The sequence below is a fragment of the Cellulomonas endophytica genome, from assembly GCF_004123805.1.
Taxonomy (GTDB): Bacteria; Actinomycetota; Actinomycetes; order Actinomycetales; family Cellulomonadaceae; genus Cellulomonas; species Cellulomonas endophytica.
The window spans coordinates 18,009-30,052 of sequence record NZ_RWJX01000008.1 but is presented as its reverse complement, the minus strand read 5'-3'; the positions used below and the strand labels follow the sequence as shown (position 1 = coordinate 30,052).

Sequence of the window (12,044 nt, the reverse complement as noted above, 5' to 3'; positions counted from 1 at the left end):
GTGGCCCGGCGCCCGGGGGGTCAACCGACGAGGCTCCACGCGCGCACGCCCCCGACGATGCCGGCCTGGTTCGGCACGATGACGACGTCGTCGCCGAGCCGCTCGAGGACGACGGGCGTGATCTGACGGGCGTTGCCCCCGCCGAGGTAGAGCCGGTCCCACCAGAAGACGGGCCGCAGCCCCTCGACGACGCGGCGCACGCGCCGGCTCCACAGCCCGTTGCCCAGGCGCGTCCGCTCCGTCTGGCCCACGTAGGAGTCGTAGGTCGACGCGAACCGCAGGGGCGCGTGGGACAGCTCCAGGTGCGGCGCGAGGCGGCCGCCGTCGAACAGCGCCGACCCCAGCCCGGTCCCCAGCGTGAGGACGAGCTCCGTGCCCGTCCCGGACACCACCCCGGCGCCGTGCACCTCGGCGTCGTTGAGGACGAGCGCCGGCACGCCCAGGCGCTCCTCGACGGCGGCACGCACGTCGTGGCCCGCCCACCGCGTCACGAGGTCGGGGTCGACCGCGGTGCGCGGCCCGGAGCGGGTGACGTAGTGCGGCGTGGCGACGACCACCCCGTGCCGGATCATCCCCGGCATGCCGACGGTGACGCGGTCGGCGCGGGGCAGGCCCCCGGCGATCCCGGCGATCGTCTCGACGAGGCGCTCGGGCGGGAGCGGGTACGGCGTGGGGACGCGCACGGGCGTCGCGTGGAGCGTGCCGGCCGCGTCGAGCACGGAGGCCTTGATCCCGCCGCCGCCGCAGTCGACGGCCAGCGTGAACGGGTGGGAGGTGTCGGGCGTGGGCACCGGAGCACGGTAGCGGGGGCGACGTGGGCGCCGGTGCCCGCGGCCGGCGCCTCAGGCCGCCTCGCGCCCCCCGGGTGCGGCGTCCCGCGGGCGACGGTGGGGCAGCGCGGCCAGCACGGCCGGCAGGCGTGAGCCCTCCGGCAGCCCGTCGACGAGGGGCCCGTGCGTGAGGCGCTCGAGGGCGCCGTCGGGGGTGCGGTGGTACACGGCCGGGCTCACGGGCGCCGCCGTGGCCGCGGCGGCGGCGGAGAACGCGAGCATGAGGCGCATCGCGGCGGGCACCGCGGCGGCCTCCTCGAGGGCGTGGACGACGACGACGTGGCGGTTCGGCACGGCGACGAGGAGGCCGTGCGCGGGCCGCTCCCACCGCAGGGTCGCGGCGAGCACCTCGTCGAGCAGGAGCAGCCGTCCCGCCCCGAACACGTCCTCGCTCACGAGCACGTGCACGGCGTCGCCGTCCTCGGTGCGCAGGGTGCGGACGACCGGCAGCGGCAGCGCGCGCAGGGCCGCGAGGGCGCGGGGGCCGACCGCCGCCCAGCCGCCCAGCGGGGCCAGGTCCAGGGGGCCGAGCACCTCCGTGCCGGTGTCGAGGCACACCACGGCGCGCAGCCCGGGCGCGAGCGCCGGGCCGTAGCGGTCGGCGTCGGGCGTCCCGCCGTCGTCCCCGACGACCCGGGCCACGAGGCCCTCGCGGCCGTCCGGGCCCCCGGGCAGCGCGTCGGGCGTCGCCGGCAGCGCCGTGGCGGCCAGGCGCGCGAGGGAGGCCGCGTGCCGCCGGACCCGGGCGCCCCAGGACAGGCGCGGGGCGGCCACGAGGGCCGTGGCGAGGGCGGCGAGGCCGAACCGCGTGCCGTCGGCGGCCGTGACGTGCCCGCCGTCGGCGCGGGCCCCGGGGAGCCCCGCGCGCCCGAGCTCGGCGACCAGGCGCGCGCGCAGCCAGTCCGCGTCGGCGCCGTCGAGCACCGGCAGGTCCGGGTCGGCCGGGCCCGTGCCGCGGCGCAGCACGGGCGGGACGGGACGGACGGATCGGCGCACACCGGACACGGTAGGAGGGCCGGCACCGCCCGACGAGAGGACGGGGGCAGGTTCACCCGGCCGGCCGTCCCCCCGCGTCAGGCCCGGCCGCCGGCCGCCGCACCGCCCCGCACGGCGAGCGGGTCGCCCACCATGCCCGCGGCCAGCGTCATGCCGTCGGCCTCGTCGACGAGCAGGAAGGCCCCGCCGTGCCGCAGCTGGGCGTAGGGGTCGACGGCCACGGGCTCGGCCAGGCGCAGGGTGACCCGGCCGATGGCGTTGAGCTCGAGGGTGGCGGGGGAGGGCTCGCGCACGAGCGTCGTCACGTCGAGCCGCTCGTCGAGCGACCGGAGCACGCCGCGGACGGTGCGGGTGCCCGTGCGCACGAGCACCCGCCGGCGCGGCGCGGCCGGCGTGTCGCCGACCCAGCAGACCGTCCCGACGAGGTCCTGCGTGACGGTGGCGGGGGCGTCGGCCGCGGCGAGGAGGTCGCCGCGGCTGACGTCGATCTCGTCGGCCAGCCGCAGGGTCACCGACCGCGGGGCGAAGGCACGCTGCAGCGGCCCGTCGTAGGTGTCGATGCCGACGACGGTCGTCGTGCGCCCCGCCGGCTGGACCACGACGGTGTCGCCCACGGCGACGCCGCCGGACTCGACCCGGCCCGCGTAGCCCCGGTAGTCCGGGAACTCGGGGGTCTGCGGGCGGACGACGTGCTGCACGGGGAAGCGGAACGGCTCGAGGCGCGGGTCCCGCTCGACGGGCACGGCCTCGAGGTGCTCGAGCAGCGTCGGCCCGGCGTACCAGGGCATCGCGGCGGACCGCTCCACGACGTTGTCCCCGCGCAGGGCGGACAGCGGGATCGCGGTGACGTCGGGGAGCCCGAGCTCGGCGGCGAGGGCGTCGACCTGCGCCGCGTGCGCGCGGAACACGCCCTCGTCGTCCCCGACGAGGTCCATCTTGTTCACGGCGAGCACGACGTGCGGCACGCGCAGCAGGGCGGCGACGGACAGGTGCCGGCGGGTCTGCTCGAGGACGCCCTTGCGCGCGTCGAGCAGCACCACGGCGAGCTCGGCGGTCGAGGCGCCCGTGACCATGTTCCGCGTGTACTGCACGTGCCCGGGGGTGTCGGCGAGCACGAAGGCGCGGCGGTCCGTGGCGAAGTAGCGGTAGGCCACGTCGATGGTGATGCCCTGCTCGCGCTCGGCGCGCAGGCCGTCCGTGAGCAGCGCGAGGTCGGTCGCGGCCAGCCCGCGCTCGGCGCTCACGCGCTCGACGGCGGCGAGCTGGTCGGCCAGCACGGACCTCGTGTCGTGCAGCAGCCGCCCGACGAGGGTCGACTTGCCGTCGTCGACGGAGCCGGCGGTCGCCAGGCGCAGGAGGTCGCGCCCGCGCGCCACCGCGGCCTGGGCCGAGCGCGGCGCGCCGTGCGGCCCCGTCCGCGGGTGCGGGACGGCGGTGGTCGTCGGCATCAGAAGTACCCCTCGCGCTTGCGGTCCTCCATGGCCGCCTCCGAGAGGCGGTCGTCGGCGCGGGTCGCGCCGCGCTCGGTCAGCCGGCTGGCGGCGACCTCGGCGATGACGTCGGCGACGGTCGCGGCGCCGGACTCCACCGCTCCGGTGCAGGACATGTCGCCGACCGTCCGGTACCGCACCTGGCGCGTCTGCAGGCCCTCGCCGGGCCGCGGCCCGCCCCAGCCGCCCGGCGTCAGCCACATGCCGTCGCGGAGGAACACCTCGCGCTCGTGCGCGTAGTAGATCGCCGGCAGGTCGATGCCCTCGCGCTCGATGTAGAGCCAGACGTCCATCTCGGTCCAGTTGGACAGGGGGAAGACGCGCACGTGCTCGCCGGGCCGGTGCCGGCCGTTGTACAGGCCCCAGAGCTCGGGACGCTGGCGGCGGGGGTCCCACTGGCCGAACTCGTCGCGCAGGGAGAACACGCGCTCCTTGGCGCGGGCCTTCTCCTCGTCGCGCCGCCCGCCGCCGAAGACGGCGTCGAACCGCCCGGCCTCGATCGCCTCGAGGAGCGGGACGGTCTGCAGCGGGTTGCGCGTGCCGTCGGGGCGCTCGCGGACCGTCCCGGCGTCGATCGCGTCCTGGACGCTCGCGACGAGGAGCCGCAGGCCCAGCCGCTCGACCGTGGCGTCGCGGTGCGCGAGGACCTCGGGGAAGTTGTGCCCCGTGTCGACGTGCAGCAGCGGGAACGGCACGGGCGCGGGCCAGAACGCCTTCACCGCCAGGTGCAGCATGACGATCGAGTCCTTGCCGCCGCTGAAGAGCAGCACGGGGCGCTCGAGCTCGCCGACGACCTCGCGGAAGATGTGGACGGACTCGGACTCGAGGTCGTCGAGCTGGCCGAGGGCGACGCCCTCGAGGTCCTCGCGGCGGGCCGGACCCGACGTCGCGGCGTCCGGCGTCGGGGCGTCCTGGGCGGTGGGGGCGCTCACGTGTGCAGCCCGCACTCGACCTTGCCCGTGCCGGACCAGCGGCCCGAGCGGGCGTCCTCGCCGGGCGCGACGGGCCGCGTGCACGGCTCGCACCCGATGGAGGCGTAGCCGACCTCCCGGAGCAGGTTCATGAGGACCCCGTTCTCCGCCGCGAAGCGGTCCACGTCCGCGGACGTCCACGCCGCGACCGGGTTGAGCTTGACCTTGGACCGCCGGGCGTCCCACCCGACGAGGGGGATGTCCGTGCGGGTCGGCGCGTCCTCGCGCCGCATGCCCGTCACCCAGGCGCGGTAGGGCGCCAGGCCGCGCTGCAGGGGCTCCACCTTGCGCATCGCGCAGCAGGCGTCGGGGTCGCGGTCGTGCAGCCGGGCGCCGTACCGCTCGTCCTGCTCGGCGACGGACAGCAGCGGCAGCACCGTGCGGACGCGCACGGGCAGCGTCGCCTCGACCGCGTCGCGCGTGCCGATGGTCTCCGCGAAGTGGTAGCCCGTGTCGAGGAAGAGCACCTCGACGCCGGCCGCCACCTGCGACGCCAGGTGCACGAGCACCTCGTCGCCCATGGAGGACGCCACGACGAGGTCGTCGCCGAACGTCTCGTGGGCCCACCGCAGCGCATCGCCCGCGAGGGCCACGCGCGCCTCGTAGGTGTCCGGCGCCGCCGCCTCGGCCGCCGCGAAGCGCGCCTGCGCCCGGGCGGCCAGCGCGCGCAGCGCCCTGTCCGGCGCCGGGAGCGCGGTCGCACCCGCGGGCACCGCGTGCGTGCCCGCGAGCCCGTCCGCCGTCGCCGTGCGCGTCGTCGTGCTCGTGCCCGTGCTCGTGCTCGTGCCCGTCGTCCCCGCCGTCATGGCGCCACCTGTCCGATCAGCCGCACCCCGAACACGCGCAGGCACGAGCGGCACTCCCAGGTGCCGTGCTCGGGCCCCGCCGGGCGCAGGTCCTCGCCGCCGCAGAAGGGGCAGTGGTAGGGCACCGCCCGCTCCTCGCTCACCGCAGGGCCTCCTCGTCGGCCCGCTGCGCCCACCGGGCGAACGTCTCGTCGCCCTGCCGGCCCTCCGCGAAGCCCCGGGCGAGCCGCTCCACGTACTGCGGCAGCTCGTCGGCGACGACCTTGTGGCCGCGCAGCTTGCGCCCGAAGGCCGAGGCGCCGTCCAGCGTGCCGCCCAGGTGCACCTGGAAGCCCTCGACCTGGCGGCCCTCGTCGTCCGTGACGATCTGGCCCTTGAGCCCGATGTCGGCGGTCTGGATGCGGGCGCAGGAGTTGGGGCAGCCGTTGACGTTGAGGGTCAGCGGGTGCGCGAACGTCGGCAGGGCGGCCTCGAGCGAGGCGACCGCCGCCGCCGAGCGTGCCTTCGTCTCGACGATCGCGAGCTTGCAGTACTCGATGCCGGTGCAGGCGATGGTGCCGCGCCGGAACTCGGAGGGGTGCGCGGGCAGCCCCAGCGCGTCGAGGCCCGCCACGAGGGCGTCGGCCCGGTCCTCCGGCACGTCGAGCACGAGCAGCTTCTGCTCCACGGTGAGGCGGACGCGGTCGGAGCCGGCGGCCTCGACGAGGTCGGCGACGCGGGCGAGCAGGCCCCCCGAGACGCGGCCGACCGTCGGGCTGACGCCGACGTAGAACCGCCCGTCCTTCTGCCGGTGGACGCCGAGGTGGTCCCGGCGGCCCGGCGCCGCGACGGGCGCCGGCCCGTCGAGCAGCGGCCGGTGCAGGTACTCCGTCTCGAGCACGTCCCGGAAGCGCTCCGCGCCCCAGTCCGCGACGAGGTACTTCAGGCGCGCACGGTTGCGCAGCCGGCGGTAGCCGTAGTCGCGGAAGATGCCGATGACCCCCGCCCACACGTCGGGGACCTCCTCGATCGGGACCCAGGCGCCCAGGCGCTGCGCGAGGTGCGCCGAGGTCGACAGGCCACCGCCGACCCAGACGTCGAAGCCCGGGCCGTGCTCGGGGTGGACGACGCCGACGAAGGAGACGTCGTTGATCTCGTGCACGACGTCCAGGTGCGGGTTGCCGGAGACGGCGGTCTTGAACTTGCGGGGCAGGTTCGAGAAGGCCGGGTCGCCGATGTAGCGCTCCGTGATCGCGTCGATCGCGGGCGTGCCGTCGAGGATCTCGTCCGCCGCGACCCCGGCGACGGGGGAGCCGAGGACGACGCGCGGCGTGTCGCCGCAGGCCTCCGTGGTCGACAGGCCGACGGCCTCGAGCCGCTCCCAGATGGCGGGGACGTCCTCGATGCGGACCCAGTGCAGCTGGATGTTCTGGCGGTCGGTGATGTCGGCCGTGCCGCGGGCGTACCGCTCGGAGACGTCGGCGACCGCGCGCAGCTGCGCGAGCGAGAGGCGGCCGCCGTCGAGGCGGACCCGGAGCATGAAGTACTCGTCGTCGAGCTCGTGCGGCTCCAGGACGGCGGTGCGACCGCCGTCGATCCCGGGCTTGCGCTGGGTGTACAGCCCCCACCAGCGCATCCGGCCGCGCAGGTCGGCCGGGGCGATCGAGGCGAAGCCCTGCTTGGCGTAGACCTCCTCGATGCGCGCGCGCACGTTGAGGCCGTCGTCCTCGCGCTTGAACACCTCGTTGGGGTTGAGGGGCTCACGGCTGCCGAGGGCCCACTGGCCCTGGTCCTGCGTGCGCGTCGGGCGCGGGGTCGCCCGGACGGGCGAGCCGGTGTCGGCCGACATGGCGGAGACCTCCGTGGTGAGGGGAGGGGCCGGCCGCCGTCACGTCGCGGGTGCTGGCGGCCGGCACCCGGGGACGTGCGGGTGCGGTCAGAGGGCGCGGGCCGTCCGACAACAGGCGGGCGTGCCGCAGGCCGCGGAGGCCGTGCGCAGGAGGTCGACGTGACGGCGCGCGACGAGGCGCACGGCACGGTCGGTCGACATGGCGGCAGTCTCGCACGCGTGCCGGGTCCTCTGTCATCCCGTGTCCGTCCACCGGACGAGACGCCCTGCCCGCCATGCGGGACGGCCGGCGCCCCGTCCTCCCGGTGCCGCCCCCCGGCTACCGTCACCGGGTGACCGATCCGACGTCCCCCGCCGCCGCCACCGACGACGCCCGATCCGTCCGGCTGCGCCTGGACCTGTCGTACGACGGCACGGCGTTCGCCGGATGGGCGCGCCAGCCCGGGCACCGCACGGTCCAGGGCGTGCTCGAGGACGGGCTGGCCACGGTCCTGCGCACGGCCGCCCGCGCCGAGCCGGCGCCGCGGGTCGTCGTCGCGGGCCGGACCGACGCGGGCGTGCACGCGCGCGGGCAGGTCGCGCACGTCGACGTCACGCCGGCCGCGCTCGCCGGCGCCGTGGGCCGCAGCGGCCGGCCCCCGGCGGAGGCGCTGCGCTCGCGGCTGGACGGGGTGCTCCCCGCGGACCTCGTCGTGCGGTCGGTCGCGCCCGCTCCCGCCGGGTTCGACGCGCGCTTCGCGGCCCTGCGCCGGCGCTACGCCTACCGGGTCGGCGACGACCCCGCCCGCCGCGACCCGCTCGGGCGCGCGGCGGTCCTGTGGCACCCGCGCCCCCTGGACGTGGCGGCGATGGACGCCGCCGCCGGGACCCTGCTGGGCCTGCACGACTTCGCCGCCTTCTGCCGCCCGCGCGCCGGGGCGACGACGATCCGCACCCTGGAGCGCTTCGCCTGGGAGCGCCCGGCGACGGGCGCGGACGCCGGGCTCGTCGTCGCGCGGGTCGAGGCGGACGCCTTCTGCCACTCCATGGTGCGCGCGCTCGTCGGCGCGAGCCTGGCCGTCGGGGAGGGGCGCCGGCCGGTGGGCTGGCCGGCGCAGCTGCTCGCCTCGCGGAGCCGCGCGGGCGGCCCGGCGGTGGCGCCGCCCCACGGCCTCGTGCTCGAGGAGGTCACCTACCCCGCGGACGAGGACCTGGCCGCCCGGGCCGGGCGCACCCGGGCGCGCCGGGCCGCCGACGAGGCCGGGCACGGCGCCGCCCCCGGCGCCGCGGGGGCGCCGGGGGCGGCGGTCTGCTGCTAGGCCCGTGCCCGCGGGGGCGGCACCGGGCCCGGGAGCGCGTCAGGCGCGGGGGCCGGGCTCCGTCGTCGAGCCGTCGACCGTCGGCAGACCCTCGGTGAGGCCCGCGGGCCGCTCCGGGTCGTCGAGCTCGAGCTGCTCGTCGGGCTCCTGCCCGGCGGCCTCGAGCTCGGCGTCCAGCTCGTCGAGCTCGGCCAGGTTCTCGTCCACGGCGTCGTCCCCCGTGTCGTCGACGACGTGCACGGCGGCCTCCTCGGCGCTCGCCGCGCCGCCGTCGACGCCCTGGTCGACGGCGAACATGTCGGTGCCGCCGGCGTCCACGGCGCCGTCGTCCGCCTGCAGGCGGCCGGCGCGCAGGGGCTCGCGGTCGGGGGCCGGCGGCTCGTCGGACTCCCAGACCTCGGGCTCCTCCTGGACGATGCGCTGGTCGATCGTCTCGCGGTGCGCCTCCTCCCAGGCCGTCTCGCCGTAGTGCGCGGTGGCGGGCCGGGGGCGCTCCGGAGGGGTGTAGCCCTCGTCGAGGAGGTCGTCGACACCGCGGCCGACGAGGGTGTCCTCCGCGGGCAGCTGGTCGGTGTCGCCCTCGCTCCCGAGGGCGGCGTCGGTGGAGGTGGCAGGGGTGTCCTCGCTCATGCCCCGACCCTGGCACCGGCCCGCGCGGGTCGCCAGCGGGGCACGGGCCGGGACACGGGCCGGGACACGGGCCGGGGCACGGGCCGGGGCACGGGCGGGGCAAAGGCCTTGGGGCTGCCGCCCGCGCCCGTCAGACTCTGCTCCCATGGGGCACCTCGACATCAACGGCGTGGGCTTCACGCTGCCCGACGGCCGGCCGCTGCTGGACGCGGTGACCTTCCGCGTCGGGGAGGGGTCGCGCACGGCCCTCGTCGGCCCCAACGGCGCCGGCAAGTCGACCCTCCTGCGCATCGTCACCGGCGACGAGACCGGGCACACCGGCGCGGTCGCGCGGTCGGGCGGGCTCGGCGTCATGCGCCAGGACGTCGGCCGCATCGCCGACGACCGCTCCGTGCGCGACCTGCTCGCCTCCCTGGCGGCGCCGGCCGTCGCGGCCGCCGCCGCCGAGCTGTCCGCGGCGGAGCTGGCGATGATGGAGACGGACGACGAGCCGACGCAGCTGCGGTACGCGCAGGCGCTCGTCGACTGGGCGGACGTGGGCGGCTACGAGGCCGAGGCGCAGTGGGACCGCGTGACCGACGCGGTGCTCTCGATCGACTTCGAGCGCGCCCAGCACCGGGAGGTCCGCTCCCTGTCCGGCGGCGAGCAGAAGCGGCTCGTCCTGGAGGCGCTGCTGCGGGGCCCCGACGAGGTGCTCCTGCTCGACGAGCCCGACAACGCGCTCGACGTGCCGACGAAGCGCTGGCTCGAGGAGCGCCTCGTCGCCTCCGGCCGCACCGTCCTCTTCGTCAGCCACGACCGCGAGATGCTCGACCGCGTCGCGACGCACGTGGCCGAGCTCGAGCCGACGCCGGTGGGCTCGCGGGTGTGGGTGCACGGCGGCGGCTTCGCGTCGTGGGCGGTCGCGAAGGGGGAGCGGCGGGCGCGGCAGGAGGAGCTCCTGCGCCGGTGGGAGGAGGAGCACGCCCAGCTCCGTGAGCTCGTGCTCACCCTGCGCACGAAGGCGGCCTTCAACGACGGGCTGGCCTCCCGCTACTCCGCCGCCCAGACGCGGCTGCGCAAGTTCGAGGAGGCGGGGCCGCCCGCGGTGCTCGGTCACGCCCAGGACGTGCACGTGCGGCTGCGGGGCGGCCGGACGGCGAAGCGGGCGGTCGTGGCGGAGCGGCTCGGGCTCACGGGGCTCATGCAGCCCTTCGACCTCGAGGTGTGGTTCGGCGAGCGCGTGGCGGTGCTCGGCTCGAACGGCTCCGGCAAGTCGCACTTCCTGCGCCTGCTGGCCGCGGGCGGCACGGACCCGGAGCCCGAGCACCGGCCGGCGGAGGGGCCCGTCGTCGCGCCCGTCGCGCACACGGGGCGCGCCCGGCTGGGGTCCCGCGTGCGCCCGGGCTGGTTCGCGCAGAACCACGCGCACCCCGAGCTCGTCGGGCGCACGCTCCTGGAGGTGCTGCACCGGGGCGACGGCCACCCGGGCGGGCGGCCGGGCCTGCCGCAGGACGCGGCGAGCCGCGCGCTGGACCGCTACGAGCTCGTCGGCCAGGCGCAGCAGCGGTGGGAGACGCTCTCGGGCGGGCAGCAGGCGCGCTTCGGCATCCTGCTGCTCGAGCTGGCCGGCGCGACCCTCCTGCTCCTCGACGAGCCGACGGACAACCTCGACCTGCACTCCGCGGAGGCGCTCGAGGTGGGGCTGGCCGCCTTCGAGGGCACGGTCGTCGCCGTCACGCACGACCGGTGGTTCACCCGCGGCTTCGACCGGTTCCTCGTGTTCGGGGCGGACGGGCGCGTCGCCGAGACCCCGGAGCCCGTCTGGGACGTGGAGCGGGTGGCGCGGGCGCGCTGAGGGGAGGGGGTCGCCCGCGGGGACGGCCGACCGGGTGCGGTGACGCACCCCGCTTTGACCCCTGGTGCGCCGTGCCGGTACTCTGGCGTGTCGTCGTACGTCCCCTGTCGCGCGCCCTGCCTTCTCAGCACGGGTGCGCCACGGCAGGTCCGGTGCTCCCACTCGCCGGGCCGTCGGGATGCCACCGACAGCCCCGACCGGCGAGAGCCGCCCCGGACCACGTCCGGGACCGTTCGCGCCGGGAACCCATTGGCACCACAGAGACGAAGGCTCACGACCGTGCGCACGTACACCCCGAAGCCCGGCGAGGTCGAGCGGACCTGGCACGTCATCGACGCGACCGATGTCGTCCTCGGCCGGCTGGCCACCCACGTGGCCACGCTGCTGCGCGGGAAGCACAAGGCGACCTTCGCCCCCCACGTCGACGGCGGCGACTTCGTCATCGTCGTCAACGCGGAGAAGGTGGCCCTGACCGGCAACAAGCGCGACACCAAGCTCGCCTACCGCCACTCGGGCTACCCGGGTGGCCTGCGGGCCGTCGCCTACTCCGACCTGCTCGAGAAGCACCCCGAGCGCGCCATCGAGAAGGCCGTCCGCGGCATGCTCCCCAAGAGCTCCCTCGGCCGTGCGCAGCTCGGCAAGCTCAAGGTCTACGCCGGTCCCGTGCACCCGCACCAGGCCCAGCAGCCCCAGCCCTTCGAGATCACCCAGGTGACGCAGGGGGCCTGAGCCCACCTGCGAGCCACGACGACAGGACGCGAGGACCACCAGTGACGGTCGACATCGACCTCGAGGGCGAGGACACGCCCACCAGCTACACCTCCGAGACCGTGGCCCCCACGGGCCGTGGCCAGAGCATCACGGCCCCGGGCCAGGCGCTCGGCCGCCGCAAGGAGGCGGTGGCGCGCGTGCGCCTCGTCCCCGGCACCGGCCAGTGGACGATCAACGGCCGCACCCTCGAGGACTACTTCCCGAACAAGGTGCACCAGCAGATCGCGGGCTCGCCGCTCAAGGTCGTCGACGTCGAGGGCCGCTTCGACATCGTCGCCCGCGTGGCCGGCGGCGGCGTGAGCGGGCAGGCCGGCGCCGTGCGCCTCGGCATCGCCCGTGCGCTCAACGCGATCGACGCCGAGAACAACCGCCCCGCGCTCAAGAAGGCGGGCTTCCTGACCCGTGACGCGCGGGTCGTCGAGCGCAAGAAGGCGGGCCTGAAGAAGGCCCGCAAGGCGCCGCAGTACTCCAAGCGCTGATCGTCGGCGCCCGCGAGGGCGCCGCGCAGCGCACCACGGTGGCCCCGCCGGTCGGCGACGACCTGCGGGGCCACCGGCGTGTCCGCCCCGTGCGCCGGGGTCGGGCGC

The 12,044-nt window shown here is 76.9% G+C and carries 13 protein-coding genes; 4 read left to right on the top strand and 9 right to left on the bottom strand.

The features are described from left to right. Positions 1–20: 20 nt before the first annotated feature. From EJA20_RS04015 to EJA20_RS19830, 8 genes are all read right to left on the bottom strand, one after another. Positions 21–791 carry an ROK family protein gene (locus tag EJA20_RS04015; protein WP_129336889.1) on the bottom strand — a complete coding sequence of 257 codons (771 nt, stop codon included), beginning with the start codon at positions 789–791 and terminating at the stop codon, positions 21–23. Positions 792–842: 51 nt separating this feature from the next. Further along, positions 843–1,826 (bottom strand): hypothetical protein, encoded by a 984-nt coding sequence (locus EJA20_RS04010; RefSeq protein ID WP_129336888.1) that lies wholly within the window; start codon positions 1,824–1,826, stop codon positions 843–845. 77 nt (positions 1,827–1,903) lie between these two features. Then, complete coding sequence (locus EJA20_RS04005) at positions 1,904–3,274, bottom strand: sulfate adenylyltransferase subunit 1 (RefSeq protein ID WP_129336887.1); 1,371 nt, start codon at positions 3,272–3,274, stop codon at positions 1,904–1,906. Beyond that, positions 3,274–4,248: a sulfate adenylyltransferase subunit CysD gene (cysD, locus tag EJA20_RS04000; RefSeq protein ID WP_129336886.1), complete on the bottom strand. Its 975-nt coding sequence runs from the start codon at positions 4,246–4,248 to the stop codon at positions 3,274–3,276. Before cysD ends, EJA20_RS04005 begins: the two co-directional genes overlap by 1 nt. Beyond that, a complete protein-coding gene (locus tag EJA20_RS03995; protein ID WP_129336885.1) occupies positions 4,245–5,093 on the bottom strand; it encodes a phosphoadenylyl-sulfate reductase in 849 nt (282 codons plus the stop codon). The genes cysD and EJA20_RS03995 overlap by 4 nt, the downstream gene beginning before the upstream one ends. Next, positions 5,090–5,236, bottom strand: a complete 147-nt coding sequence (locus EJA20_RS18570; protein WP_164983819.1) for a hypothetical protein — start codon at positions 5,234–5,236, stop codon at positions 5,090–5,092. The genes EJA20_RS03995 and EJA20_RS18570 overlap by 4 nt, the downstream gene beginning before the upstream one ends. Further along, positions 5,233–6,921 (bottom strand): nitrite/sulfite reductase, encoded by a 1,689-nt coding sequence (locus EJA20_RS03990; RefSeq protein WP_129336884.1) that lies wholly within the window; start codon positions 6,919–6,921, stop codon positions 5,233–5,235. Before EJA20_RS03990 ends, EJA20_RS18570 begins: the two co-directional genes overlap by 4 nt. Positions 6,922–7,008: 87 nt before the next feature. Beyond that, on the bottom strand, positions 7,009–7,122 hold the full coding sequence (locus EJA20_RS19830; protein ID WP_338068797.1) for a putative leader peptide: 114 nt from the start codon (positions 7,120–7,122) through the stop codon (positions 7,009–7,011). A gap of 131 nt (positions 7,123–7,253) precedes the next feature. Here EJA20_RS19830 and truA point away from each other — a divergent pair, with 131 nt between their 5' ends. Continuing rightward, entirely contained in the window at positions 7,254–8,219 is a 966-nt protein-coding gene (gene truA, locus EJA20_RS03985) for a tRNA pseudouridine(38-40) synthase TruA (RefSeq protein WP_240675012.1), read from the top strand. Between the two features lie 39 nt (positions 8,220–8,258). On the opposite strand, the gene EJA20_RS03980 is transcribed toward truA, so the two are convergent. Next, positions 8,259–8,849 (bottom strand): DUF5709 domain-containing protein, encoded by a 591-nt coding sequence (locus tag EJA20_RS03980; RefSeq protein WP_338068796.1) that lies wholly within the window; start codon positions 8,847–8,849, stop codon positions 8,259–8,261. Between the two features lie 145 nt (positions 8,850–8,994). Between EJA20_RS03980 and EJA20_RS03975 the strand changes: the two genes are divergently transcribed. From EJA20_RS03975 to rpsI, 3 genes are all read left to right on the top strand, one after another. Then, a complete protein-coding gene (locus EJA20_RS03975; protein ID WP_129336882.1) occupies positions 8,995–10,686 on the top strand; it encodes an ABC-F family ATP-binding cassette domain-containing protein in 1,692 nt (563 codons plus the stop codon). A 279-nt stretch (positions 10,687–10,965) separates the two neighbouring features. Continuing rightward, positions 10,966–11,415 carry a 50S ribosomal protein L13 gene (rplM, locus tag EJA20_RS03970; protein WP_129336881.1) on the top strand — a complete coding sequence of 150 codons (450 nt, stop codon included), beginning with the start codon at positions 10,966–10,968 and terminating at the stop codon, positions 11,413–11,415. 41 nt (positions 11,416–11,456) lie between these two features. Then, positions 11,457–11,936, top strand: coding sequence for a 30S ribosomal protein S9 (rpsI, locus tag EJA20_RS03965; protein WP_129336880.1), 480 nt, complete (start codon positions 11,457–11,459; stop codon positions 11,934–11,936). The last annotated feature ends 108 nt before the right edge of the window (positions 11,937–12,044 follow it).

What these genes read in the sequence shown, in the direction of transcription:
- EJA20_RS03980 (WP_338068796.1), bottom strand. Translation starts at nt 8,849, where the DNA reads ATGAGCGAGGACACCCCTGCCACCTCCACCGACGCCGCCCTCGGGAGC.
- EJA20_RS03975 (WP_129336882.1), top strand. Translation starts at nt 8,995, where the DNA reads ATGGGGCACCTCGACATCAACGGCGTGGGCTTCACGCTGCCCGACGGC.
- EJA20_RS03995 (WP_129336885.1), bottom strand. Translation starts at nt 5,093, where the DNA reads ATGACGGCGGGGACGACGGGCACGAGCACGAGCACGGGCACGAGCACG.
- EJA20_RS03990 (WP_129336884.1), bottom strand. Translation starts at nt 6,921, where the DNA reads ATGTCGGCCGACACCGGCTCGCCCGTCCGGGCGACCCCGCGCCCGACG.
- EJA20_RS19830 (WP_338068797.1), bottom strand. Translation starts at nt 7,122, where the DNA reads ATGTCGACCGACCGTGCCGTGCGCCTCGTCGCGCGCCGTCACGTCGAC.
- EJA20_RS04005 (WP_129336887.1), bottom strand. Translation starts at nt 3,274, where the DNA reads ATGCCGACGACCACCGCCGTCCCGCACCCGCGGACGGGGCCGCACGGC.